This is a genomic window from Aliarcobacter vitoriensis (genome assembly GCF_048320235.1).
In the GTDB taxonomy this organism is placed as follows: domain Bacteria; phylum Campylobacterota; class Campylobacteria; order Campylobacterales; family Arcobacteraceae; genus Aliarcobacter; species Aliarcobacter vitoriensis.
Window position 1 is genome coordinate 1,855,036 of sequence record NZ_CP182882.1, and the last position, 22,861, is coordinate 1,877,896.

General features: G+C 25.9%; 22 protein-coding genes and 1 pseudogene. 21 read left to right on the forward strand and 2 right to left on the reverse strand.

What is annotated here, in order from left to right; genetic code table 11:
* Positions 1-264 precede the first annotated feature (264 nt).
* Positions 265-2,157, forward strand: a complete 1,893-nt coding sequence (locus tag ACNSOS_RS09200; protein WP_418185055.1) for a TonB-dependent siderophore receptor — start codon at positions 265-267, stop codon at positions 2,155-2,157.
* A 297-nt stretch (positions 2,158-2,454) separates the two neighbouring features.
* Positions 2,455-3,220, forward strand: a pseudogene (locus ACNSOS_RS09205) (ORF6N domain-containing protein).
* Between the two features lie 168 nt (positions 3,221-3,388).
* Here ACNSOS_RS09205 and ACNSOS_RS09210 read toward each other — a convergent pair.
* On the reverse strand, positions 3,389-4,336 hold the full coding sequence (locus ACNSOS_RS09210; protein WP_418185056.1) for an endonuclease/exonuclease/phosphatase family protein: 948 nt from the start codon (positions 4,334-4,336) through the stop codon (positions 3,389-3,391).
* Between the two features lie 105 nt (positions 4,337-4,441).
* Here ACNSOS_RS09210 and ACNSOS_RS09215 point away from each other — a divergent pair, with 105 nt between their 5' ends.
* The 14 genes from ACNSOS_RS09215 (at position 4,442) to ACNSOS_RS09280 (ending at position 18,464) form a co-directional block, all read left to right on the forward strand.
* The gene (locus ACNSOS_RS09215; RefSeq protein ID WP_418185057.1) at positions 4,442-4,873 is read left to right on the forward strand and encodes a Spy/CpxP family protein refolding chaperone; all 432 of its coding nucleotides are present in this window, start codon (positions 4,442-4,444) and stop codon (positions 4,871-4,873) included.
* Positions 4,874-4,882: 9 nt separating this feature from the next.
* Entirely contained in the window at positions 4,883-5,563 is a 681-nt protein-coding gene (locus ACNSOS_RS09220) for a response regulator transcription factor (protein ID WP_418185058.1), read from the forward strand.
* Positions 5,560-6,789: an ArsS family sensor histidine kinase gene (locus tag ACNSOS_RS09225; protein WP_113908628.1), complete on the forward strand. Its 1,230-nt coding sequence runs from the start codon at positions 5,560-5,562 to the stop codon at positions 6,787-6,789. Before ACNSOS_RS09220 ends, ACNSOS_RS09225 begins: the two co-directional genes overlap by 4 nt.
* A 45-nt stretch (positions 6,790-6,834) precedes the next feature.
* A complete protein-coding gene (locus ACNSOS_RS09230; RefSeq protein ID WP_418185059.1) occupies positions 6,835-7,947 on the forward strand; it encodes an NAD(P)/FAD-dependent oxidoreductase in 1,113 nt (370 codons plus the stop codon).
* Between the two features lie 51 nt (positions 7,948-7,998).
* Positions 7,999-9,399 (forward strand): methyl-accepting chemotaxis protein, encoded by a 1,401-nt coding sequence (locus ACNSOS_RS09235; RefSeq protein ID WP_418185060.1) that lies wholly within the window; start codon positions 7,999-8,001, stop codon positions 9,397-9,399.
* Position 9,400: 1 nt separating this feature from the next.
* Positions 9,401-9,775, forward strand: a complete 375-nt coding sequence (locus ACNSOS_RS09240) for a response regulator (protein ID WP_113908626.1) — start codon at positions 9,401-9,403, stop codon at positions 9,773-9,775.
* An 83-nt stretch (positions 9,776-9,858) separates the two neighbouring features.
* Entirely contained in the window at positions 9,859-11,691 is a 1,833-nt protein-coding gene (locus ACNSOS_RS09245) for a PAS domain-containing protein (protein ID WP_418185061.1), read from the forward strand.
* A complete protein-coding gene (locus ACNSOS_RS09250) occupies positions 11,688-14,114 on the forward strand; it encodes a PAS domain-containing sensor histidine kinase (RefSeq protein WP_418185062.1) in 2,427 nt (808 codons plus the stop codon). The genes ACNSOS_RS09245 and ACNSOS_RS09250 overlap by 4 nt, the downstream gene beginning before the upstream one ends.
* Positions 14,111-14,935 (forward strand): TIGR00282 family metallophosphoesterase, encoded by an 825-nt coding sequence (locus ACNSOS_RS09255; protein ID WP_418185063.1) that lies wholly within the window; start codon positions 14,111-14,113, stop codon positions 14,933-14,935. The genes ACNSOS_RS09250 and ACNSOS_RS09255 overlap by 4 nt, the downstream gene beginning before the upstream one ends.
* 50 nt (positions 14,936-14,985) lie before the next feature.
* The gene (locus ACNSOS_RS09260) at positions 14,986-15,777 is read left to right on the forward strand and encodes a hypothetical protein (RefSeq protein ID WP_113893507.1); all 792 of its coding nucleotides are present in this window, start codon (positions 14,986-14,988) and stop codon (positions 15,775-15,777) included.
* Positions 15,774-16,022, forward strand: coding sequence for a hypothetical protein (locus ACNSOS_RS09265; protein ID WP_113893509.1), 249 nt, complete (start codon positions 15,774-15,776; stop codon positions 16,020-16,022). Before ACNSOS_RS09260 ends, ACNSOS_RS09265 begins: the two co-directional genes overlap by 4 nt.
* Before the next feature lie 24 nt (positions 16,023-16,046).
* On the forward strand, positions 16,047-16,757 hold the full coding sequence (ubiE, locus tag ACNSOS_RS09270; RefSeq protein ID WP_418185064.1) for a bifunctional demethylmenaquinone methyltransferase/2-methoxy-6-polyprenyl-1,4-benzoquinol methylase UbiE: 711 nt from the start codon (positions 16,047-16,049) through the stop codon (positions 16,755-16,757).
* On the forward strand, positions 16,757-17,950 hold the full coding sequence (gene xseA, locus ACNSOS_RS09275; RefSeq protein ID WP_418185065.1) for an exodeoxyribonuclease VII large subunit: 1,194 nt from the start codon (positions 16,757-16,759) through the stop codon (positions 17,948-17,950). Before ubiE ends, xseA begins: the two co-directional genes overlap by 1 nt.
* A 37-nt stretch (positions 17,951-17,987) precedes the next feature.
* On the forward strand, positions 17,988-18,464 hold the full coding sequence (locus tag ACNSOS_RS09280) for a chemotaxis protein CheW (RefSeq protein WP_113893515.1): 477 nt from the start codon (positions 17,988-17,990) through the stop codon (positions 18,462-18,464).
* Between the two features lies 1 nt (position 18,465).
* Here the strand turns inward: ACNSOS_RS09280 and ACNSOS_RS09285 are convergent, their stop codons facing one another.
* Positions 18,466-19,011 (reverse strand): peptidylprolyl isomerase, encoded by a 546-nt coding sequence (locus tag ACNSOS_RS09285; protein WP_113893517.1) that lies wholly within the window; start codon positions 19,009-19,011, stop codon positions 18,466-18,468.
* 87 nt (positions 19,012-19,098) lie between these two features.
* On the opposite strand from ACNSOS_RS09285, the gene panD reads away from it, so the two are divergent.
* From panD to groL, 5 genes are all read left to right on the forward strand, one after another.
* Complete coding sequence (gene panD, locus ACNSOS_RS09290) at positions 19,099-19,482, forward strand: aspartate 1-decarboxylase (protein WP_418185066.1); 384 nt, start codon at positions 19,099-19,101, stop codon at positions 19,480-19,482.
* Complete coding sequence (locus tag ACNSOS_RS09295; protein ID WP_113893521.1) at positions 19,475-19,795, forward strand: YbaB/EbfC family nucleoid-associated protein; 321 nt, start codon at positions 19,475-19,477, stop codon at positions 19,793-19,795. Before panD ends, ACNSOS_RS09295 begins: the two co-directional genes overlap by 8 nt.
* A 1-nt stretch (position 19,796) precedes the next feature.
* A complete protein-coding gene (locus tag ACNSOS_RS09300; protein WP_418186312.1) occupies positions 19,797-20,660 on the forward strand; it encodes a polyprenyl synthetase family protein in 864 nt (287 codons plus the stop codon).
* Between the two features lie 122 nt (positions 20,661-20,782).
* Entirely contained in the window at positions 20,783-21,040 is a 258-nt protein-coding gene (gene groES, locus ACNSOS_RS09305; RefSeq protein ID WP_113893525.1) for a co-chaperone GroES, read from the forward strand.
* 85 nt (positions 21,041-21,125) lie between these two features.
* Entirely contained in the window at positions 21,126-22,763 is a 1,638-nt protein-coding gene (gene groL / locus ACNSOS_RS09310; RefSeq protein ID WP_418185067.1) for a chaperonin GroEL, read from the forward strand.
* Positions 22,764-22,861 lie beyond the last annotated feature (98 nt).

Sequence of the window (22,861 nt, forward strand, 5' to 3'; positions counted from 1 at the left end):
TACTACTTTCTACTACATACTAGTAGTAGTTATTATAATTATATAAAGGAAAAAAGATGAAAATAAGACTAGCTATGTCTGTTGCTGCAATATTGACTTGCGGGGGGGGGTAACCTATTAAGTGCTAATGAAACTACAGTATTAGATACTATTTCAGTAAATGAAAAATTATCTTCTGGAAGTGCTGAAAATGGTTATGTTACAAAAGAGATAAGTGGAGTTGGACTTTGGGATAAAAGAAGTTTACAAGACACACCTTATCAAATGAGTGTAATTTCTCAAGACATGATTGAAAATACAGCAAGTGAAATATCTCAAGTTTTTAAAATGAATCCAACTGTTCAACTGAGTTATACACCAACATCATCACAAAGTTGGGGTTCAATAGGAATGAATATAAGAGGATTTTCTACTGTAAATAATACAATTTTAGATGGTATTCCAATATCTGGTGCATATACATCATTATCACAAGATGTAGAAAGAATAGAAATTTTAAATGGCTTATCAGGATTTTTATATGGAGTTGGATATGTTGGAGGAGCAGTTAATTATGTAACAAAAAGACCAACTTTAGAACGACTTACAAATCTTACTATTGGAAGTACAGGCAATCAAGCATTTTATGGGCATGTTGATTTAGGTGGAAAAATAGATGAGAAAGGGAAATTTTCTTATAGATTAAATGCTTTTAAACAAAATGGAGAAACTTCTATAAAAAATCAAGAAATTGATAATACTTTAATTAGTGGTGCTTTAGATTGGAGAGCCACTGATAATTTAATTTTTACATTCGATGCTTCTCATAAAAAAAGTAAAACAGATAAATTAACTGCTTCATTTAGTAGTAATGATGCTATTGGAAAATTAGACCCAAAACAAGGTTATTCTCCAGATTGGACATTTTCAGAAAGTTCTCAAGATAGATTAGGATTCAAATCTCTATGGTACATAAATGATAATATAAAACTAAGAACAGGATATATCTATCTTGAAAAAGAAAATGAATATAATCAACCTTATGTATATGATAATTATGATGGTACATATAGATTTAATTATTATAGATTATACCCTGATAAAATAAAAGATCATGGTGCTTATGTATATACAGATTTTGATTTTAATACTTTTGGAGTTGAACATACTTTAACAATCGGTGGTTCAGGAAATAAAAGAAAATCTTATGCAACAGATAATGTAAGAGAATGGATAAATTTAGGAAATTATACTTTAGGACAATTAAATCATGTATCAGAACCAACTTATTTAGGAAGTTCAAGTAATCCAATGTATAGATCAAGTACTAATGATAAAATTAATTTTATGATAGGTGATGATATAAGATTTAATGAAAATTGGAGTGCTTTAGTTGGATTTAATTATGTAAAAACACAAACAGATAGTTATAATAAAAGTGGAACTAGAACTGGTGGATATGATGCAGATAAAATAACGCCAAGTGTATCTTTAATATATAAACCTCTTGAAAATCTAACAACTTATGCAACGTATATGGAAGCCTTAGAGAATGGTACAACAGTAGGAAATGACTATAAAAATGCTGGAGAAGTTTTTGACCCTTATGTAAGTAAACAATATGAAGTTGGGGCAAAATACTCTATTTCTGAAAATTTACTTTTAAGTTCAGCACTATTTAGAATAGAAAAAGCTAATTCATATGAAGATTTAACAACATCTCCTAAAACACTTACTCAAGATGGATTAGTAATCCATGAAGGATTTGAACTTACAGCAACTGGAAAATTAACTGATAATTTAACAATAGTTGGTGGAGGAACATATATGGATTTAGAAATAGATAAAGCATTATCTAATGAAGGTAAAAAGCCAACGAATACAGCTAGTAAAATGGCAAAACTTTATGCAGAGTATAATCTTCCATTTATAAGTGGATTAACTTTAACTGGTGGAGCATATTATACGGGGAAATCATATAGAGATGGTGCAAATAAAGATGTTATTCCATCTTATACAGTTTATGATGCTGGTTTAAGATATAAAACAAAACTTGATAAATTCCCAACAACATTTATAGTTAATGCTACAAATTTAACAAATAAAAAATATTGGCGAAGCCCAACAGCATTTGGAGAACCTACAAATCTTGCATTTTCTATGAAAATGGAGTTTTAAGAATATTTAAAAATAAAGAGAGTTTTTGCTCTCTTTGTACTTTTAGGCATGAGTTTCAAAGTATTTATTTAATTTTGAGATTAAAATTTCGATGATAAAAATATACTTTCCTTTTTACTTTGGAACTCATACTTAAATGTATAAATAAAATCTTACAAAATGTAATATTCTTTATACAATTTTTCTTTTTATGATAGAATTTTAGAATTGATATCATAAGGATAAGAAATGGAAGATTTAACCATCACTGAAAATGGTATAAAAAATAAGATTTATAATATCAGAGGTTTACAAGTTATGCTTGATAGGGATTTAGCAGAACTTTACGGAGTAAAAGCCATTAGACTAAGGGAACAAAAGAAATATAGATAGATTTCCATCTGATTTTATGTTTCAACTCAACGAAAATGAAGTAAATTTCATGGTATCGCAAAATGCGATACCTTCAAAACAACATCTTGGAGGAACTTTACCTTTTGTATTTACCGAACAGGGTGTTTCTATGTTAGCAACAGTTTTAAAAAGTGATATAGCAATACAAATGAGCATAAAAATTATAAGAATTTTTGTAAATATGAGAAATTTTTTGCAAAATAATGCTTCTGTATTTTCAAGAATAGAAACAATAGAAAAAAGACAAATTTCTTATGAAATGACAAATGATTCAAAAGTAGATTTTATCTTAAATGCTTTAGAAGATAAAACTCTAAAACCATCAGAAGGTATATTTTATGATGGACAAATATATGACTCTTACAGTTTTATAAATGACTTACTAAAGTTATCAAAAAATGAAATAATTTTAATAGATAATTATATAGATGATACAGTTTTTACTCTGTTTTCAAAATATCCAAATATAAACTTTATTATTTATACAAACAATATTTCAAAACAATTAAATTTAGATTTTGAAAAATACTTTAAACAATATAAAAATATAACACTAAAAACTTTTAAAAATTCACATGATAGATTTTTAATACTTGATAAAAAAGAGATATATCATTTTGGTGCAAGTTTCTTGTGCTTCAGCACTCTCTGTGAGAAAAGATTTGGGTAAAAAATGGTTCGCTTTTTCTAAAATGAATTTGGATATAGATGATATTTTGAATAAGTTAAAATAGCTATCTTGTTACATATTGAAACACAAAAAAAGAATTTCAAAATTCTTTTCTTATTTGTGTCCGTTTTTTGTTATCTCAAACGTTTTATATATAGAAGAAACTTTTTAAAAAATCTCTATCTCACAAACGACTTGTGCATGGTCACTTTGTTTTAAACTTCCATTTTGATTTTTTTGTAAGTGTTCATCAAAAACTTTATAAGAGATTATTTTTTTTAGTTCTTTTGATACAAAAATATAGTCTAAAATATTTCCTTTCCCAGCAAAATAGCTTGTAGGAGTTCTTTTTAAACCTTTAAATTCTGGATGAGGATTGTAGATTTTTGGTTTAAAAAGATTGTAAGCATCAAAAAGTAAATAGCTATTTTCTTTCAAATTTTTATTATAAAACTTGAAGTTTGTAAGAGCATCAATCGTTATAGAAAACTCTTTATCATTCAAATCGCAAACCAAAATAGTAGGAATTTTTGAAGATTTTATATCAAAAAATAGATTTTTAGCTTCATTTATTCTTTGTTTCAAAGAAAGAGAGTAGTTATTTTTAAGTGATAATTCTACTTTTTTTAGTTTATCTTCTAGGGAATTATTTTGTGTAAAAATATATTCAAATTCATTTAATCTATTTGATTTTAGGTGTGTGACATAAAAATAAATCTCTTTTTTATCTTCTAGTTGTATTTTTGCTTTTATTGGTTCTCTTGCAAAATGAAAACCATCTTTTCTTTGGACTTTTTCGATTGATACAATTGGAAACTTTGAAGCTATTGCTACAGTTGTACTTATAAAAACAGTTGGATTTTTACTATCATATTTAGGAGAATCAACAACTTTAAAATATGAAAAACCACACTCTTGAAGTAGATTTTTTAAATCTTCTCTTGAGAAAACTTCTTGAAAACCTATGATATCACAGTTCATTTTAGAAATTTGTTGTTTTATCCAAAGCTTTTTTTCTTCCCAATCATTTGGGTTAAATTTGTCTTTTTTAGAATAAAAAGAGAAGTTTGGATTACAAAATTGGAAAAGGTTAAATGTAGCAACTTTTAAAATCATCTTGAAATATTAACTAAAAGAGATTAAGAAATCATTAAGATTTAGATTAAAAATCATTAAAAATATATTGTAATAATTTCAAACATTAAAAATAAGGAGTATTATATGATTTCAGGTAAAAAAATAGTTTCAAGTATGATTTTAGCTACACTTTTAGGTGGAGCATTATATGCAAATTGTGATATAAATAAAGGTCATAATAAAGGTGATAAAACACATTTTTCAAAAGATAAATTTCATAAAAAATCTGAAAATGGTCATTTCTTTGGAATTTTTAAAGAGCTAAATTTAACTTCTGAACAAAATGAAAAAATCAAAAAAATTATTGAAGATAGTAGAAAAGATAATAAATCTATAAATGAAGCATTTACAAAAGATAGTTTTGATAAAGATAAATATAGTAAAATAGTAAGTGAGAAAAGAGATAATATGCTAAAATCACAAGCAGAAGTTCTTGAAAAATCTTATGCAATATTAACGCCAAAACAAAAAGAGCAGTTAAAAGTTTTACTAGATTTAAAAGCAGAAAAGAAATAAGGATAAGTTTTGATAAAAATTGCAATGATAGAAGATGATTTAGAGTTAGCAGAAGTTCTATGTCAATATTTAAAGCAATTTCATATCGAAGTTACAAATTTTGAAGAGCCATTTTTGGCTCTTTGTGATTTGAAAATACACAAATATGATTTGATAATCTTAGATTTAACTTTACCAGGTATGGATGGATTAGATGTTTGTAAAAAAATAGTTGATGATTTTGATATTCCTATTATTATTTCTAGTGCAAGAAGTGATATTACAGATAAAGTAACAGCTTTAAAATTAGGAGCTGATGATTATTTGCCAAAACCTTATGACCCTAGAGAATTGGAAGTGAGAATAAAGACTATTTTACGAAGATTTAATCACTCAAAAATAGAAGATGAAGATAAAACTAGTAAAATTTTCCTCTTAGATGAAGAAAAAAGAGAGATAACAAAAAATAAAAACTATCTAAAATTAACCGCTGCTGAATATGAGATATTGTCATTACTTATCAAAAGAGAGAGTTTTATTGTAAGTAGAGAAGATATTTTTGAAAATTCAGATATTTTAAACCAAGATTATGAAAATTCTGGCTCATTAGCAGTTATTATAAATAGAATTAGAAATAAAATAGAAGATAATCCAAAAGAGCCAAAATATCTTCAAACTATTCGTGGAATGGGATATAAATTTTTACAATGAACAGGCAATCAATATTTTTTACAATAGTTGTAAGTTTTATAATATCTATTTTTTTGGTAATTATAAGTTTTATAGTTCTTCTGACAAATAACTATCAAGAACATGAAAAACAGATATTTGATAAATATTTTTCACTTTCAAAAATGATAAATAGAGCAGAATTTAATTTCAATGAGAGATTTATAAAAAATCTTGAAGAGATGAATTATAAAGTTTATATAAAAAATAGTGAAATTAAAGATGTTCAAAATAGCACAAATTTAATAGTTTTTTATGAAAGAGTTCATCCAAAGCATGGAGATATTTTTCGAATTTTAAAAGATGATGAAAACTTTTATGTTTATTCAAAAGTAAAAGATGGTGAATTTTTGATAAAAGATGAAAATAGTCCAAGCAATGATGGACAAATATATATTATTTTAGTATTTTCTATTTTGCTTGTTACTATTGTAATTTTATATTTGATGACTTTAAGAAAGCTAGTTCCTTTACGAATCTTACAAGATAAAGTAAAAAATTTAGGAGATGAAAATTTTGATTTTGAGTTCAATCAAACTTCTTCGAAAGATGAAGTTTCACAACTTTCAATGGAATTTAAAAAATCAGCTTTAAAGCTTAAAAATTTAAAAGAAGCTAGAAATGTTTTTATACGAAATATTATGCACGAACTTAAAACTCCTATTACAAAAGGAAAATTTTTAACTCAATTAGAACAAAATGAGCAAAATAATGAAAAATTAAAATCTGTTTTTGATAGGCTAGAATCTTTGATAAATGAGTTTGCAACTATTGAAGAACTTATTTCTTCAGCTGATAATATAGAAAAGAGAAATTACTTTTTAGATGATATTATTGATAATGCAAAAGATATTTTGATGCTTGAAGATGATAGTGTGGTTTGTGAGTATGAAAATAGAAAATTAAATGTAAATTTCAAACTTTTTAGTATTGCATTGAAAAATCTAATTGATAATGGTATAAAATACTCTATCGATAGAAAAGTAATTGTGAAAAATGAAGATGAAAATATCATAGTAGAAAACTATGCTGAAGAGTTAAAAGAACCATTTTCTCAATATTTAGAGCCATTTTATGCAAATCAAGGGAAAAAAGACTCTTTTGGTTTGGGACTTTACATAGTAAATAATATTTTAAAAGCAAATGGATATATTTTAAAATATGAATATAAAAATGGCTTAAATAGATTTATTTGTGTAAAAGGATAGAAAATCTACGATATAGCGATAATTGGAGCAGGTGCAAGTGGTTTGATGTTTGCTTCAAATTTAGATAAAAATAAATATAAAAATATTTGTTTAATAGAAGCAAATACGAAAATAGGGCAGAAGATTAAAGTTTCTGGTGGAGCAAAGTGTAATATTACAAATGAGTTTGTAACAAAAGATAACTATTTGGGCGATGAAAATTTTATAGAGAATATATTAGATATTTTTTCAAAAGATGACTTACTAAAATTTTTAAATAAAAACCAAGTTTTTCCAAAAATAAATCCAAAAATTGTCAAAGGAACATATTTTTGCAACTCTAGTCAAGATGTTATAGATATGTTTTCTTTGATTACAACAAATATAAAAAAATATTTGGATACAAAAGTTTTAGATGTAGATTTTGATAAATATTTTAGGATAAAAACATCAAGAGGATTAATTGAAGCTAAAAAAGTTGTAGTTGCAAGTGGTGGATTATCTTTTCCTAGTTTAAATGCTAGTTCTATTGCTTTTAATATTGCACAAAAGTTTTCTCATACAATCATAAAACCAGAACCAGCATTAGTTGGTTTTACAGTTCAAAAAGATCAGTTTTGGTTCAAAAACTTAAGTGGAATTTCATTGGATGTAAAAATATATATTGATAAAAAAGAGATTGAAGGAAGTATGCTTTTTGCTCATAAAGGTTGTTCTGGTCCAGCAATTTTAAGTAGTTCTTTATATTGGAAAAAAGGAAAAATGACAATAGACTTTTTACCAAATCAAAAGTTAGATAAATTTTTAAAGGGTAATAAAAATATTTCATCATCATTTCCTTTACCTAAAAGATTTATGCAAGAATTTTTAATATCTCAAAATTTAGAAGATAAGTCTATATCAAAATTAAGTATTGAAGAGATAGAAAAATTAAAATTATTAAAAAATTATGATTTCAGCCCAGCAGGAAATTTTGGTTTTTCAAAAGCAGAAGTTACTAAAGGTGGAATTTGTACAAACGAAATAAATAATATTACTTTTGAGAGTTTAAAACAACAAGGATTATACTTTATTGGTGAATGTTTAGATATTACAGGAGAGCTTGGTGGATTTAATTTTCAAATGGTTTTTGCACAAGGTTTTATCTGTGCAACGCAATTAAATAATATCAAGTATTAAGTTATTTTTAGGTAATCTATTGCCAATTTTAACAAATATAGGGTGGTTTTTATGTTTTTTGGAAATAAAGATAATGAGAACAAGATATCATTGCTACAACAAGAGATAGAAAATTTAAAAAGAGATTTGGACAATAAGACTCAAGAGATTGAAAATATTAAAGATAATTCAAAAGAGTTACAAAAGGTTGCATCTTCAAAAGATGATATGATAGATTTATTTAAGCATATAGCTTCTATATCTCAAGAAGAGGGTTTAGTTGTTTTTGATGAAACTGATAAAGTGTTTTTTGTCAATGAAAATACAAAACAAAATTTAAGTGATTTTTCTCCAATATTAAATGCTTTAAGAAACAGTGAAGACAGTGTTGTTTTAGAAGAGTGTGAAGTAAATATTATGGTAAAGAAATATGGTAATTATAATATTGTATCTTTACGAAAAACATCTATTCATGACAATAAAGAAGATGGACTTCTTTCAAGACACAATAAAAATATGACAAAATCTTTAAGTGATACGCAAAATACTTATTTAGGACTTCTTGAAGAACTTCAAGAAATGCAAAAAGAATCAAATGAAACTGCAAGTGGATCTACTGATGGTTTACATTTAATCAAAGAGATAGTTTTAGATACAGATAATTTACATCATGAAATTGCTAGTGAAAATGAGGTTGTAAACTCTCTTGTTTCAAAAAGTAAAGATATCGCACAAGTTATAAATATAATTCAAGAAATAGCTTTCCAAACAAATATATTGTCTTTAAATGCAGCCGTAGAAGCAGCAACAGCAGGTGAAGCTGGAAAAGGATTTGCAGTTGTTGCACAAGAGGTTAGAAATCTAGCAAGTAGAAGTGCTGATGCTGCAAAACAGATAAAAGATGTTGTTACTACTATTCAAATTGAAACAGAAAAGATAAAAGGTAGTTCAGATGTTGTTACAAGTGTTGTAAATGAGACAAAAAATAGAATAAATTCACTAAGTAAATTGATGTATACTTTCCAGAAAAACTCAAATAGAGGAGTTTATGAGGTAGAGAGTATTTCAAATAAAATATTTATCAACCTTGCAAAACTTGACCACGTAATTTATAAAAATAATTTATACCAATTAATTTTTGGAAATGAGAATAACTTTAATCCAGTAGATCATCATAATTGTAGATTAGGAAAATGGTATGATACAGGTTTAGGAAAAGAACAATTTAGTTTTGTGCCTTCATATAAAGGTTTAGAAAAATATCACCATACAGTTCACCATGAAGCAAATATTTTAGCAAAAGAGTGTTCAGGGAATAGTGTATCTTGTTCAAAACAATTGATTGAAGACAAGATAGATTTAGTTGAAAAAGCAAGTCAGCAAGTATTTATATATTTAGAAAAAATTCTTGAAGAAAAGAATGAAGCAGTTATGAAAGAAGCTACAAAAAAACTATTTGAAGGAGAAAAATAATATGAATAAAAAATATTCAATAGCATTAGTAGATGATGAAATAGAAATTTTGGATATGTTAAATAGATATTTATCTCGAAATCCAAATTTTACTATTTCATCTTTTTCAAATCCAGTATCTTTTTTAAGTAATATGGATAGTAGTAAATATGATGTTGTTTTACTTGATATTATGATGCCACAGATGAATGGTATAGAAGCTTTAGAAAAAATAAAAGATAAAAATGAAGATCAAAAGGTGATTATGATGACAGCATATTCTACTTTAGATAAAGTTCTTAAATCACATAAAATTGGGGCAACAAATTATGTTATGAAGCCTTTTAGTTCTCTTGATGCTTTAGAAAAAAAGATAATTGAAGTTTTAAAAGACTAATTATGAACAATAAAAACCTAATTTTTAGGTGTTTTATATATTTTATTATAATATTTGTCATTATATTTTTTGTATTAGATTATTTGAAAAAAGATGATTTAAATAGAGTTACAAAAAATTATGAAGAAACTACTTTAAAAAATTATAATATATATTTAGATGAGTTAAAAAAAACTGCTGAATTTATATATTTTAATGAATTTATAAAAGATAAAAAGCTAATACGTGTTTTTCAAAATGAAAATATAGAAGAACTATCTATAAAATTATATGATGAGTTTGAGCCAAATTTTGCTTATTATAAAACTCTAGGTATTTTTGATATAAGTTTTTATTCCAATCAAAAAAAGCATATTTTAAATTTTAAAGATATAAATTTTCAAGACAATTTTCTTTCATCTTTAGTTGGAGATGTAATATCAACAAAAAAAGATATTATGGAGTTTAAAAATAGACAAAATGAGACTTTTATCGTGTTTTTAAAACCAATAATAGATGATAAGCTAAATTTAGTTGGAGTTGTAAATATAGAGTTTGATTTTAATACTATTTTAGAAAAATTAAATGACAGTTTAAACTTAGAATATAAAAAAGCTATTTTGGATAAAACAGTAGTTAAAAGTGATGAGTTTTTAGAAATTTTTAAATCATCTTATTATGATAATAGTATATTTTTACAAATGAACAATATAAAAGATAGTGAAAGTATAAAAAAAATATATGATTTTTATGATTTATTACTTATATCTTTGATTGCTATTTTGGTTTTATTTATTTATATTTTTTATAAAATGAAGCTATTGCAATTTCAAAAAGATTTAATACAACACAATTATGATGAACTTTTTACTCAAATTGACAATTATGTTTTGAAGTTAGATACTAATTTAAAAGGTGAAATTACATATGCAACAAACTATTTTTGTAAATCTTCTGGTTTTTCACAGGATGAAATCATTGGCAATAATGTAAATATTTTAAGACATCCTGATATTTCTTCTAGTTTTTATAGAAATATGTGGAGTGATTTAAAAGCTACTAAAAATTGGCAAGGTGAAGTTAAAAATAGAGATAAATTTGGAAATACCTATTGGGTTAAAGCAGTTCTTTTTCCAAGATACAACTTTAAAAATGAGCATATAGGTTTTAGTTCTATTCGAACAGATATAACATCAACAAAACAGTTAGAAAAAACAAATAGATTGTTAAAAGAAGATTTATCTAGTAAATTAAACGATTTAAGAATAAAAGATGAAAAAGTTTTAAATTCAACAAAAGTTGCTTTGATGTCAAAAATTTTGGATTCATTTTCTCATCAATGGCAAGTTCCTATATCTAAAATATCATTTGAGTTACAAAAATTAAATAAAGATACTTTAGAAAAAAGTAGTTTAAATGATATAAAAGATAGTATAGAAGTAGAATTAAAAGAACTTTCAGATATGTTAAATGAAACAAAGATAATATTTACTTCAAGGGATAGTACAAATTCAAACCTTTTTGAAGTGATAAAAGAGACAATCGAATCTTTAAAATATGATAATATTGAAATTAAGTATGATATAGATGAATTTATAAATATAAATATTGCAAATAGTGAGTTGAAAAAAATTATTAGTAATATATTAGGAACTATAATAGAACAAGCTAAAACATATTCAATTTCAAAAGCTACAATAAAACTAAATATGGAAAATGATAACAATGACACAGTTTTAAAAATAGAGGATAATATTAAAGATATCAGAAAAAAAGCCTATTTAGATAATATTTTAAAATTTGAAGATGAGAAGTATTTTGATACAAAATTATATTTAGCAAAACTTTTAATAGATAAAAATCAAGCAATTTTTTGGTGTAATAATAGTTTAGAAAAAACTTCGTACTATATAAAATTTAAAAAGAATAAAAAATGAAAGCATCTTTTTATATAAAACTTTTTGGAGCTTTTTTAGCTCTTATTGTGATTTTATTATTTTTAATTACTCTTAGTTTGAATAATTTTTATTTATCATATAGTGAAAAAAAAGAGTCTGTAAAAATAGATACTATCTTAGAAACTAAAATAGATAAATTTTCATCTTATATTAAATCTTATGACAATAAATTGGTTTTCATAGAATCTATACTTTCAAAACAAAATAATTTAGTAGAGATAAAAGATTTTATAGAAAAAACTATATTTGAAGATACAAATATTTTGGATTTTAAAATAGTTGGTTTTGATTCAAAAGAGTTTTTAAAAATTGAAAATCTACAAAATAATGAAAATGCAAATAAAAATGTAAGATTAGAGTCACTTTTTTTTGAAGAATATTTTAAAATTTTACAATCTTTGAATAGATATCAAATTTACCATTATTGCGATACTAAAACAAATCAAGTATTAAATTTTGCAATTAGAGGTACAAATAATTTTTATATTTTTAAAGTTGATATGAAAAATATTTTAGAAGATGTTACAAACTCTTTTTCTAAAAAAATATTTATAAAAGATACAAAAGGTAATTTTATAGATAATTTTGATTTAGAAATATTAAATGATAGTGAATATATATCAAAAAAAGTTTATTTGGAAGACAATATATATTTTACATTTTTTATAAAAAAATCAGTAATTGAAGATGATTTTATAAAAGAGTATTATAAATATATTCTTATTGCTACATTTATCTTGGCATCAATTTTAGCACTTATTTTTACTTCAATTATTACTAAAGAGAGCAATAAAATAGAATTAGAAAATCAAAAATTAAATTTTGATATAAATAAAACAGATATCACTTTAAGTGAAAATCAAAAGATTATGGATAGCTATATTATGTTTATCCAAATTGACAATGATGGAATAATCTTAAAAGTTAGTCAAGCATTTTGTGTTTTTCTAGGGTTTTCAAAGAGTGAATTAATAGGTAATAGTTATAAAATCTTTTTCTATAAAGATATACAAAAATCTTTTAGAAAAGCTATAAACAATCAAGATATTAAAGAAAATTATAAAATTACAAATTTAAAAGGTAAAACAAAAGCAAGTGAAGATTTTTGGGTTGATTTGTTTATTGAAGAGTATATTTTAGATGATGAATCAAGAGTTTACAATATAGTTTGTCAAGATGTAACTGATAAAAAAAGAACATATCTTTTATATAAAAATCTAAATATGAAAATTGAAGAGTATGATGCAATCTTTGAAAATGTACATAGCGGAGTAGCACTTTTAACATTAGATTTAAAATTTGTTAAAGTAAATAATCAGATGAGCCAACTTTTAGGTTTTAGCAAAAAAGAGTTGCTAGATATGACACCTTTAGATATAGTAAATAAAAGTTCAAAAAATATTTTGAAAAATATTTTAGATGATATAAAAGAGTTTACAAATATATCAAAATTAGAACATATTTTTATAAGAAAAGATGGAACAGCAATACATTTAGAGCTTTCTTTAATTTTGATGCTAAAAAAACAAAGAATAATATTTATCATAAATTCATTAGAAGATAAAAGAGAATTACAAGAAGTAAATGCAAATTTAGAAAGTACAATTAAAAGTGAGATTGAAAAGAGTAAAGTAAAAGATGAAATACATCATAAAGAACAGTTAAAAAGTGCCAAACTAAGCTATATTGGTATATTGTCAGCTGGGATTACGCATGAAATAAATACACCTTTGACATATATAAAAGGTAATTTAGAACTTATGCAATATGATATTGAAGATTTACCAAATTGTCCAGAAAAACAAAGAATGTTAAATGATAGTAAAAAGATAAAAGATGGTATAAATAGAATAGCGAATATTGTTGAATCTATGAGAGAAATTTCTCATTCAAATGAAGAAACAAGAGGTGATTTTAATATATATGCTACTTTGAATACAGCTTTAACAATGGCTCACAATAGAGCAAAGCATATTAGTAAAATTTATTTAAATGGAGATTTATTTAGTATTGATAATATAAATAATGATAAATTCTCTTTTTATAGTTTTATCCAAAAACAAAGAGTTGAGCAAATTTGGATTATAATTATAAACAATGCTCTTGATGAGTTGATTAAGATTGAAGATTATGAAAAAAGAGAACTTAAAATAGATATTTTTGAAGAAGAAAATTTTATAGTTGTAAAATTTAAAGATAATGCAGAAGGTTTAAGCCAAGAGATTATGAAAAAACTTTTTGAACCATTTACTAGTTCTAAAGAATCTGGTGGAATGGGAATAGGTTTGTCTATTGCTAAGAAAATTGTAGAAGAGCATAAAGGAAGTATAAATGCATATAATGAAAATGGTGCAGTTTTTGAAGTAAGATTAAAAAAATATAAAGAAGAAGAAAATATATGAGAATAGGATTTATAGGCGATATAGTAGGACGTCCAGGAAGAAAAATAATAAAAGAAAATTTACAAAGTATAAAAGATGAGTTTAAAATAGATTTTATAATTGCAAATGGTGAAAATGCAAGTCATGGTTTTGGCTTAACACTAGATAGTTCAAAAGAGTTGTTTAGAAGTGGTATTGATGTGATAACTGGTGGAAATCATAGTTTTGATAAGAAAAAAGATATGAAAATTTTACTAGAAGAAGGAAATGTTTTAAGACCTGCAAACTATCCAGATGGTGTTGTTGGAAGTGGTTTAAAAATATGTGATGTAAATGTTGGTGAAAAGATAGAAAAACTAGCAGTTATTAATCTTATGGGACAATATTCTATGCCAATAGTTGATAATCCATTTAATTTAGCAACAAAACTAATTAAAGATTTAGAAGAACAAAATATAAAAAATATTTTTATAGATTTTCATGGTGAAGCAACAAGTGAAAAAAGAGTTATGCTTATGATGTTTAAAGGCAAAGTAAGTGCTATTTGTGGAACTCATACTCATATTGGAACCGATGATTTACAAATCTTTGAAAATACTGCATATTTAACAGATATTGGACTTACTGGTTGCTATGATAATGTGATAGGAATGGATAGTTTTGCCCCAATTCAAAGAGCAACTTTAGGTATTGGAGGACATTTTGAAGTTCCAAACTCTTGTAAATCTATTTTACAAATTATGGTTGTTGATATACAAGATGGTCTTGCTTCAAAAAGTTTTAAAATAAAAAAATATTGCAATAGCAGCGAACTTCATATCAGTAATGCAATTATTGTTTAATCATAGTTTAGATAAAATCTAAGAATATTTGCTTAAAAAAGGTTGAATTAATGATTATAATTCCTCAAACAAAAGGTGGTGTTGGTAAATCTACTGTCGCTATGCAAGTGATTGCACCATATTTGTATAAAAAGCATGGTAAAAAAATTACCTATATTGAAATTGACGATGAAAATAACGATTCAAGATCATTTACAAGAACTGAAATTGTAGATAAAAGAATGCTTGGAACAAATAGAATAAATGAATTAGATGAATTGATTTTAATGGATGATAATCACGAAGTTATCGTTGATGTTGGTGGGAATAAAACATCTTCTTTGGTTTTAGATGAGATAAAAAAAGTTGGTTCATTTGGAAATGTTAAATGGATTATTCCACTAGGTGATGGTGAACTTGATGGAAAAAATGCTATTGCAACTATGAAAAAAATTAAAAAAATAGAGAAGAATCCTGAAGAGAATTTAATTTTTGCTCTTACTAGATCTATATCAATGGAAGAAGATTATTATAGTGAACAATTCATAAACTTTTTTGGTCATAAATATCTTGATTCAAACTCTGTAATTTGTGATTTTGTAAAAGAACCAAAATATTTTCCAGTTCAAAATGATAAAATAATTACTATGAGTAGATATTTAGGAAGTACTGTTTGGGAAATGGCTTATAATAATACAGATTTTGCTAAAAAAGCTATTGAAGCAAAAGAGTTAGGAGATGTTGAGTCTGCTAGAAAGTATCTATTTTTTAGAAGAATACAAACAGAAGCAAAAGATTATGTAATAAATACGTTAAACAAAATATTTTGTGATTTGGATAAATGGATAGAGATTAAAAAATGAGCGAAATGAGTTTCAAACAAGCAAAAGAGCTTGTTGAAAGAATGGAGTTTAGTGAAATAGCTATTAGAAAGTCTATTGATAATTTAGAAAAAGCGTCTAATAGTTTTGAAGAAAGTCTAAAACTTCAAGATGATATTGTAAATAAACTTCCTTATGCTGATAAAAAACTTTCAATTATGAAAATTGCAGTTTCTTTAAATCTAGGTTTAATCTTAGGTATTCTAATAGGAAAATATCTTTTATAAAAATAAAATAGGAAAAATATATTAATGGAAAAACAAGAAAAAATAGTATCGATGTTCAATAACATTGCACCAACTTATGACACTGCAAATAGAGTTTTATCAATGGGAATAGATAAATCTTGGAGAGATAAAGCTTGTAAAAAAGCTTTTGAACTTTATGGAAAACATAGTATTGATAAAATAGTTGATGTTGCTTGTGGAACTGGAGATATGATACTTTTTTGGAAAGAAGTTGCAAAGAAAAAAAACATTGATTTAAAAAATATTGTTGGAGTTGACCCAAGTGTTGGTATGATGGAAGTTGGTAAGAAAAAACTTCCAGAAGTTGATTTTATAGAAGCTTTTGCAACTTCTATGCCAATTGATAGCCAAAGCGCAGATATTATCTCTATTTCTTATGGAATTAGAAATGTTGTACAAAGACAAGAAGCATTTATAGAATTCGCAAGAGTTTTAAAAAAAGATGGATTAGTAGTAATTAGTGAATTTACAAAAAATAAAAAAGAGAACTTAATTGACCATATAACAGCTTTTTATATGGATAAAGTTTTACCAACAGTTGGTGGAATAATATCAAAAAACAAAGAAGCTTATAGATATTTACCAGATTCAATTGATGAGTTTTTAACAACAGAAAATCTTTGCAAAGAACTAAAAAATGCTGGTTTAGAACCAGTTTATGTAAAAGCATTTTCTATGAATATTTCAACACTTATAATTGCAAAAAAAGTTTAATGAATCCAATTAGCGTATCAACTTTAAATACTCAAATAAAATCTCTTCTTGAAACAACATTTATGCAAATTTGTGTTGAAGGGGAGATTTCCAATCTTACAATTCATAGTTCAGGACATATTTATTTTTCTATAAAAGATGAAAACTCTACAATATCTTGTGTTATGTTCAAAGGAAATACAAAATATCTAAAATTTGAACTTGAAAATGGACAAAAAGTTCAAGTAACAGCAAGCATAACTGTATATGTCCCAAGAGGAAATTATCAGTTACTTTGTACAAAAATAGAACCATCTGGAGTTGGAAATTTGGCTTTTGCTTTTGAACAACTAAAAATAAAACTTCAAGCAAAAGGATATTTTGAACAAAGTATCAAAAAAACTCTTCCAAAATATCCTAAAAAAATAGCAATTGTTACAAGTGCTACAGGTGCTGCAATAGAAGATATGAAAAAAGTTGCTAGTAAGAGATGGGCTTTATGTGAACTCATATTAGTTCCAACTTTGGTACAAGGAAATGGCAGTATTGAAGATATAGCTAGTTCAATAAAATATGCTGATAAATTAAACTGCGATATTATGATTGTAGGTCGTGGTGGTGGAAGTATTGAAGATTTATGGTCGTTTAATAGTGAAATTGTTGCAGATGCTATTTTTCAAGCAAAAACACCAATTATTTCAGCCGTTGGACATGAAATTGACTATTTGATAAGTGATTTTGTAGCAGATGTTCGAGCTGCAACTCCATCAAATGCTATGGAGATAGCACTACCTGATATGAATGAACATATTTTATATCTTGATAGTTTTGTTAGCGAATTTCAAAATAGATTAAAAATGATTTTTTCAAATAAAGAGCAAGAGTTAATAAATACAAAAAAACTTTTAGAGCAAAACTCTATTGAGTCAAAGTTTAGTTTTATCTCTTCTCAAATTAAACTTATCAAATCATCTTTTAATAGTAGTTTTTCTCAAAAAATTCAGATTTTTCAAAATAGTTTAGATAATCTAAAATCAAATTATGTATTGAATCATCCAGAAAAAAAAGAAAAAAATGGTTTTGTACAAATTTCAAAAGATAATAAAATTGTGTCTTTAGAAGATTTGAAGATTGGGGATAGTTTAGAACTGCAAACTGTAAATATAATAGCAGATTGTAAGATTACTAATTTAAGTAAACAAAAGGTAAAATAGTTCAATTTTATTAATTGTGATTTAAAGAGGGGATAATATGGAAAATAGTTCAAATAAAAACATTAGTCCAAATGTAACAGAATTTATGACATTTGAATTAGGTAAGATGAAGTATGCAATTGAGTTGCCAAAGATAAAAGAAATTTTAACATATCCAGATAATATTACGATTTTGCCAAACACTTCTGAATGGGTAAAAGGTCTTATAAATTCAAGAGGTGAGGTTGTTCCTATTTTAGATATTAGGATTAAATTTAAAACAGGTCCTGCTATATATGATGAAAATACTTCTATTATAACAGTTATCACTGAAGATAAAAGAATGATAGGAATAGTTGTAGATTTAGTTGATGATGTTCAAAAAATAGATACAAATATGTTAGCACCTGTTGCAGAAATGGGTACAGGTATTCCAGCAAAATATCTAAAAGGTTATGTAAGATTGAACGATAGCAAAATGCTAGTTCTTATGGATATCGAAAAAGTTGTTTGTAAAGAAGAGTTAGAGGATTGATTTAATCCTCTATTTTTATAGATATAATTTTTACATCTTCTATTGGTTTATCACCACCATATTTCCCACTTGTTTTTACGTTTTCAATCTCTTTTACAACATCAAATCCATCAATAACATATCCAAAAATAGTATGATAACCATTTAACCAATATGTTGCTGCAGTTGTAATAAAAAATTGGCTATTGTTTGTATTTTTACCTTTATTTGCCATTGCTAAAATATATGGTTTATCAAAAAGAGCATTTTTAGAAAATTCATCTTCAAAATCTTTATTCCAAATAGACTCTCCACCAATTCCAGTTCCTGTTGGATCACCACCTTGAAGCATAAACCCTTTTATTACTCTATGAAAAATTTGACCATCATAATAACCATTTTTTGAATGTGTTATAAAATTTTCAACAGCCTTTGGAGCAATCTTTGGTCTAAGTTCAACTTTTATAATACCTTTTGATGTTTCAAAAATAGCAACAGGGTTCTTTTCTAAATTATTTGCAAATACAAATAGCGAAAAAGAGAAAATAAATAGCAATATTTTTCTCATAATCTTTTATCCTTTTAATATGATTTTATATGAAATTAGTATAGTATATTAGCTTTAAAAAAAAATAAAAAGTTAAGGATTTTTTATATGACATTTGAGATGTTATACAGCAAAATTCATAGAGCAACAGTTACAGATGCAAATTTGAACTATGTTGGTTCTATTACGATTGATGAAGATTTAATGAATGCTGCAAAGTTGAAGGTTGGGCAAAAAGTTGATATTGTAAATATTAACAATGGTGAGAGATTTCAAACTTATATCATAAAAGGAAAAGCAGGTTCAAAAGATATGTGTTTAAATGGAGCAGCGGCTAGAAAAGTTGAAATTGGCGATAAAATAATCGTTATTGCTTATGCAACATATAATGAAACAGAACTTGAAAACTATAGTCCAACAGTTGTTTTAGTAGATGATAAAAATAATATTGATTTAATTACAAATAAACTTGAAGGTGGAAAATATGTTTGATGGAATTGATTTAAAAAACTTAAATCTTGGTGATATGATAAATAAATTTCAAGATATGGCACAAAATGCACAAAGTGAAAATGCTTCTAAAATTTTTACATCAAAAGCTGGTGGAGGAATGGTTGAAATCTCTGTAAATGGGAATTCAGAAGTTGTTGATTTAAAAATTGATGATTCATTACTAGAAGATAAAGACTCTTTACAAATATTGTTAATTTCATGTATGAATGATATTATCAAACAAAGTGAAGAGAATAAAAAAATGATGGCTATGAACTTGATGGGAAATCTTGGTTCTTTTGGACAGAAATAAAATGCAAGAACTTTTAGAAACTTTTGAAGAGTATTTATTAGCAAATCTTCCAAAATCAAAAACTATTCATCCATATTTTGAATTAGCTTTGGGTGATATGCTAAAAGCTGGAGGTAAAAGATTTAGACCTATGTTGTTGCTTAGTGTTGTAAAATCTAAAAAATCACTTTTAGTAAAAAATAGTCTAAGCGTTGCTTTAGGCGTTGAATTTCTACATACATATTCTTTGATTCACGATGATTTACCAGCTATGGATAATTCTGATTTAAGAAGAGGATTTCAAACTTTACATAAAAAATATGATGAAGTAACAGCTATTTTGGTTGGCGATGCTTTGAATACGGAAGCTTTTAAATTGATTGCAAATGCTTCTCTTCACAATGATGTAAAAATAGAACTTATCAAATCTTTGTCACAAAATGGTGGAATAGATGGAATGATAATTGGACAAGCAATAGATTGTTATTTTGAAAAGCAAAAACTATCTTTAGAAGATTTGGAGTTCTTACATATTCATAAAACAGCAAGGCTTATAGCAGCTAGTCTTAAAATGGGAGCAATCATTTGTGAATATGAGAAAGAAATACAAGATAAACTTTATGATTTTGGTTTAGATTTAGGTCTTTTATTTCAAATTCAAGATGACATTATAGATGAAACTTGTAGTTCTGAAGAAGCTGGAAAAACTACTCAAAATGATAGTTTTAAAAACTCATTTGTAAATCTTTTAGGACTTGATGAAGCTAAAAAAAGTGCCGATAAATTGGCTTTAAAATGTATAGAAACTTTGGATAGTTTTGAAGATAATTTGAAAGAATCTTTAGAAGAACTACTTTTAAAATATATAAATAGACATAAACTTTAGTTAAAATGACTCAAAGATATTGACAAAATTTAAAAAATTTTATAAAATTTGGCACTTGGAATTTACAAGTGCTAAATTCTAAGCTAAATAAAAAAATAAATATAATAAAAAAGGAAGACAGTATGAATTTTAAACCACTAGGTGAAAGAGTTCTTGTTGAAAGAACAGAAGTAGAAAATAAAACAGCAAGTGGAATTATAATTCCAGATAATGCTAAAGAAAAACCACAAACTGCAAAAGTTGTAGCTATTGGTAATAAAGTAGAAGATGTTAAAGTTGGTGATGTTATTGTTTTTGAACAATATAGAGGAACTGAACTTAAACTTGAAGAAAAAGAGTATCTTATTTTAAATATTGAAAATGTTATAGGAGTTATGTAATAACATACGTTGCAAGGCAACTTATCCATTTACATAAAATTGTTTAAAATAAAAAATAAAATTGAAATAAAAAAGGAAGATGAATATGGCAAAAGAGATTTTTTTTAGTGATAATGCAAGAAATAAATTATATGCAGGTGTTGAAAAACTAGCAGATGCTGTAAAAGTTACAATGGGACCAAGAGGAAGAAATGTTTTAATACAAAAATCTTTTGGTGCACCATCAATTACAAAAGATGGTGTAAGTGTTGCTAGAGAAATAGAGTTAAAAGATACTTTAGAAAATATGGGTGCACAACTTGTAAAAGAAGTTGCTTCTAAAACAGCAGATGAAGCTGGAGATGGAACAACAACAGCAACAGTTTTAGCTCACTCTATTTTTAAAGAAGGTCTTAGAAATGTAACAGCAGGTGCTAATCCAATCTCTTTAAAAAGAGGAATGGATAAAGCTTGTGAAGCTATTTTAGCTGAACTAAAAATTGCTTCAAAAGTTGTAGCAAATAAAACTGAAATTGAACAAGTTGCTACAATCTCAGCAAATTCAGATAGTGCTATTGGAAAAATGATAGCAGAAGCTATGGAAAAAGTTGGAAAAGATGGTGTTATAACTGTTGAAGAAGCAAAAGGAATTTCTGACGAACTAGATGTTGTTGAAGGAATGCAATTTGATAGAGGATATTTATCTCCATATTTTATTACAAACCCTGAAAAAATGATAACAGAGTTTAGTAATCCATTTATACTATTATATGACAAAAAAATATCTTCATTAAAAGAGATGTTACCAATACTTGAAGCTGTAAATAAAACTGGAAGACCTCTTTTAATTATTGCTGAAGATGTAGATGGTGAAGCATTGGCTACTCTTGTAGTTAATAGATTAAGAGGAGCATTACAAATTGCTGCTGTTAAAGCTCCAGGATTTGGTGATAGAAGAAAAGCTATGCTTGAAGATATAGCAGTATTAACTAGTGGAACAGTTGTTTCTGAAGAATTAGGAATGAAGCTTGAAACTAGTGATTTGAGTATTTTAGGAACTGCTTCAAAAGTTGTAATAGACAAAGATAATACAACTATTGTTGATGGAAGTGGAGATAAAGATGGTGTTGTAGCTAGAGTAAATCAAATAAGAGCAGAAATTTCTAATACAACAAGTGATTATGATAGAGAAAAACTTCAAGAAAGACTTGCAAAACTTAGTGGTGGAGTTGCTGTTATTAAAGTTGGAGCTGCAACAGAAACAGAAATGAAAGAGAAAAAAGACAGAGTTGATGATGCTCTAAGTGCAACTAGAGCTGCAGTTGAAGAAGGAATTGTAATTGGTGGAGGAGCAGCACTTATAAGAGCAGCTTCGAAAGTAAAACTTGATTTATCAGATGATGAATCAATTGGAGCAGATATTGTTTTAAGAGCTATCAAAGCACCTTTAAAACAAATTGCTATAAATGCTGGATTTGATGCTGGAGTTGTTGCAAATGAAGTTGAAAAATCTTCAAATGATAACTTAGGATTCAATGCAGCAACTGGAGAATATGTAGATATGTTTGAAGCTGGAATTGTAGATCCTGCTAAAGTTGAAAGAGTTGCTATGCAAAATGCAGTTTCGGTTGCTTCTTTACTTCTTACAACAGAAGCAACAGTAACAGATATAAAAGAGGATAAATCTCCTGCTATGCCAGATATGAGTGGTATGGGCGGAATGGGAATGCCTGGAATGATGTAATAAAACATCATAAAAATTTTTAAAAAGAGAGTGATTTTTTACTCTCTTTTTTTTTGCTAAATTTTTACGATTTATATTTAAAATTATTATTTTATATA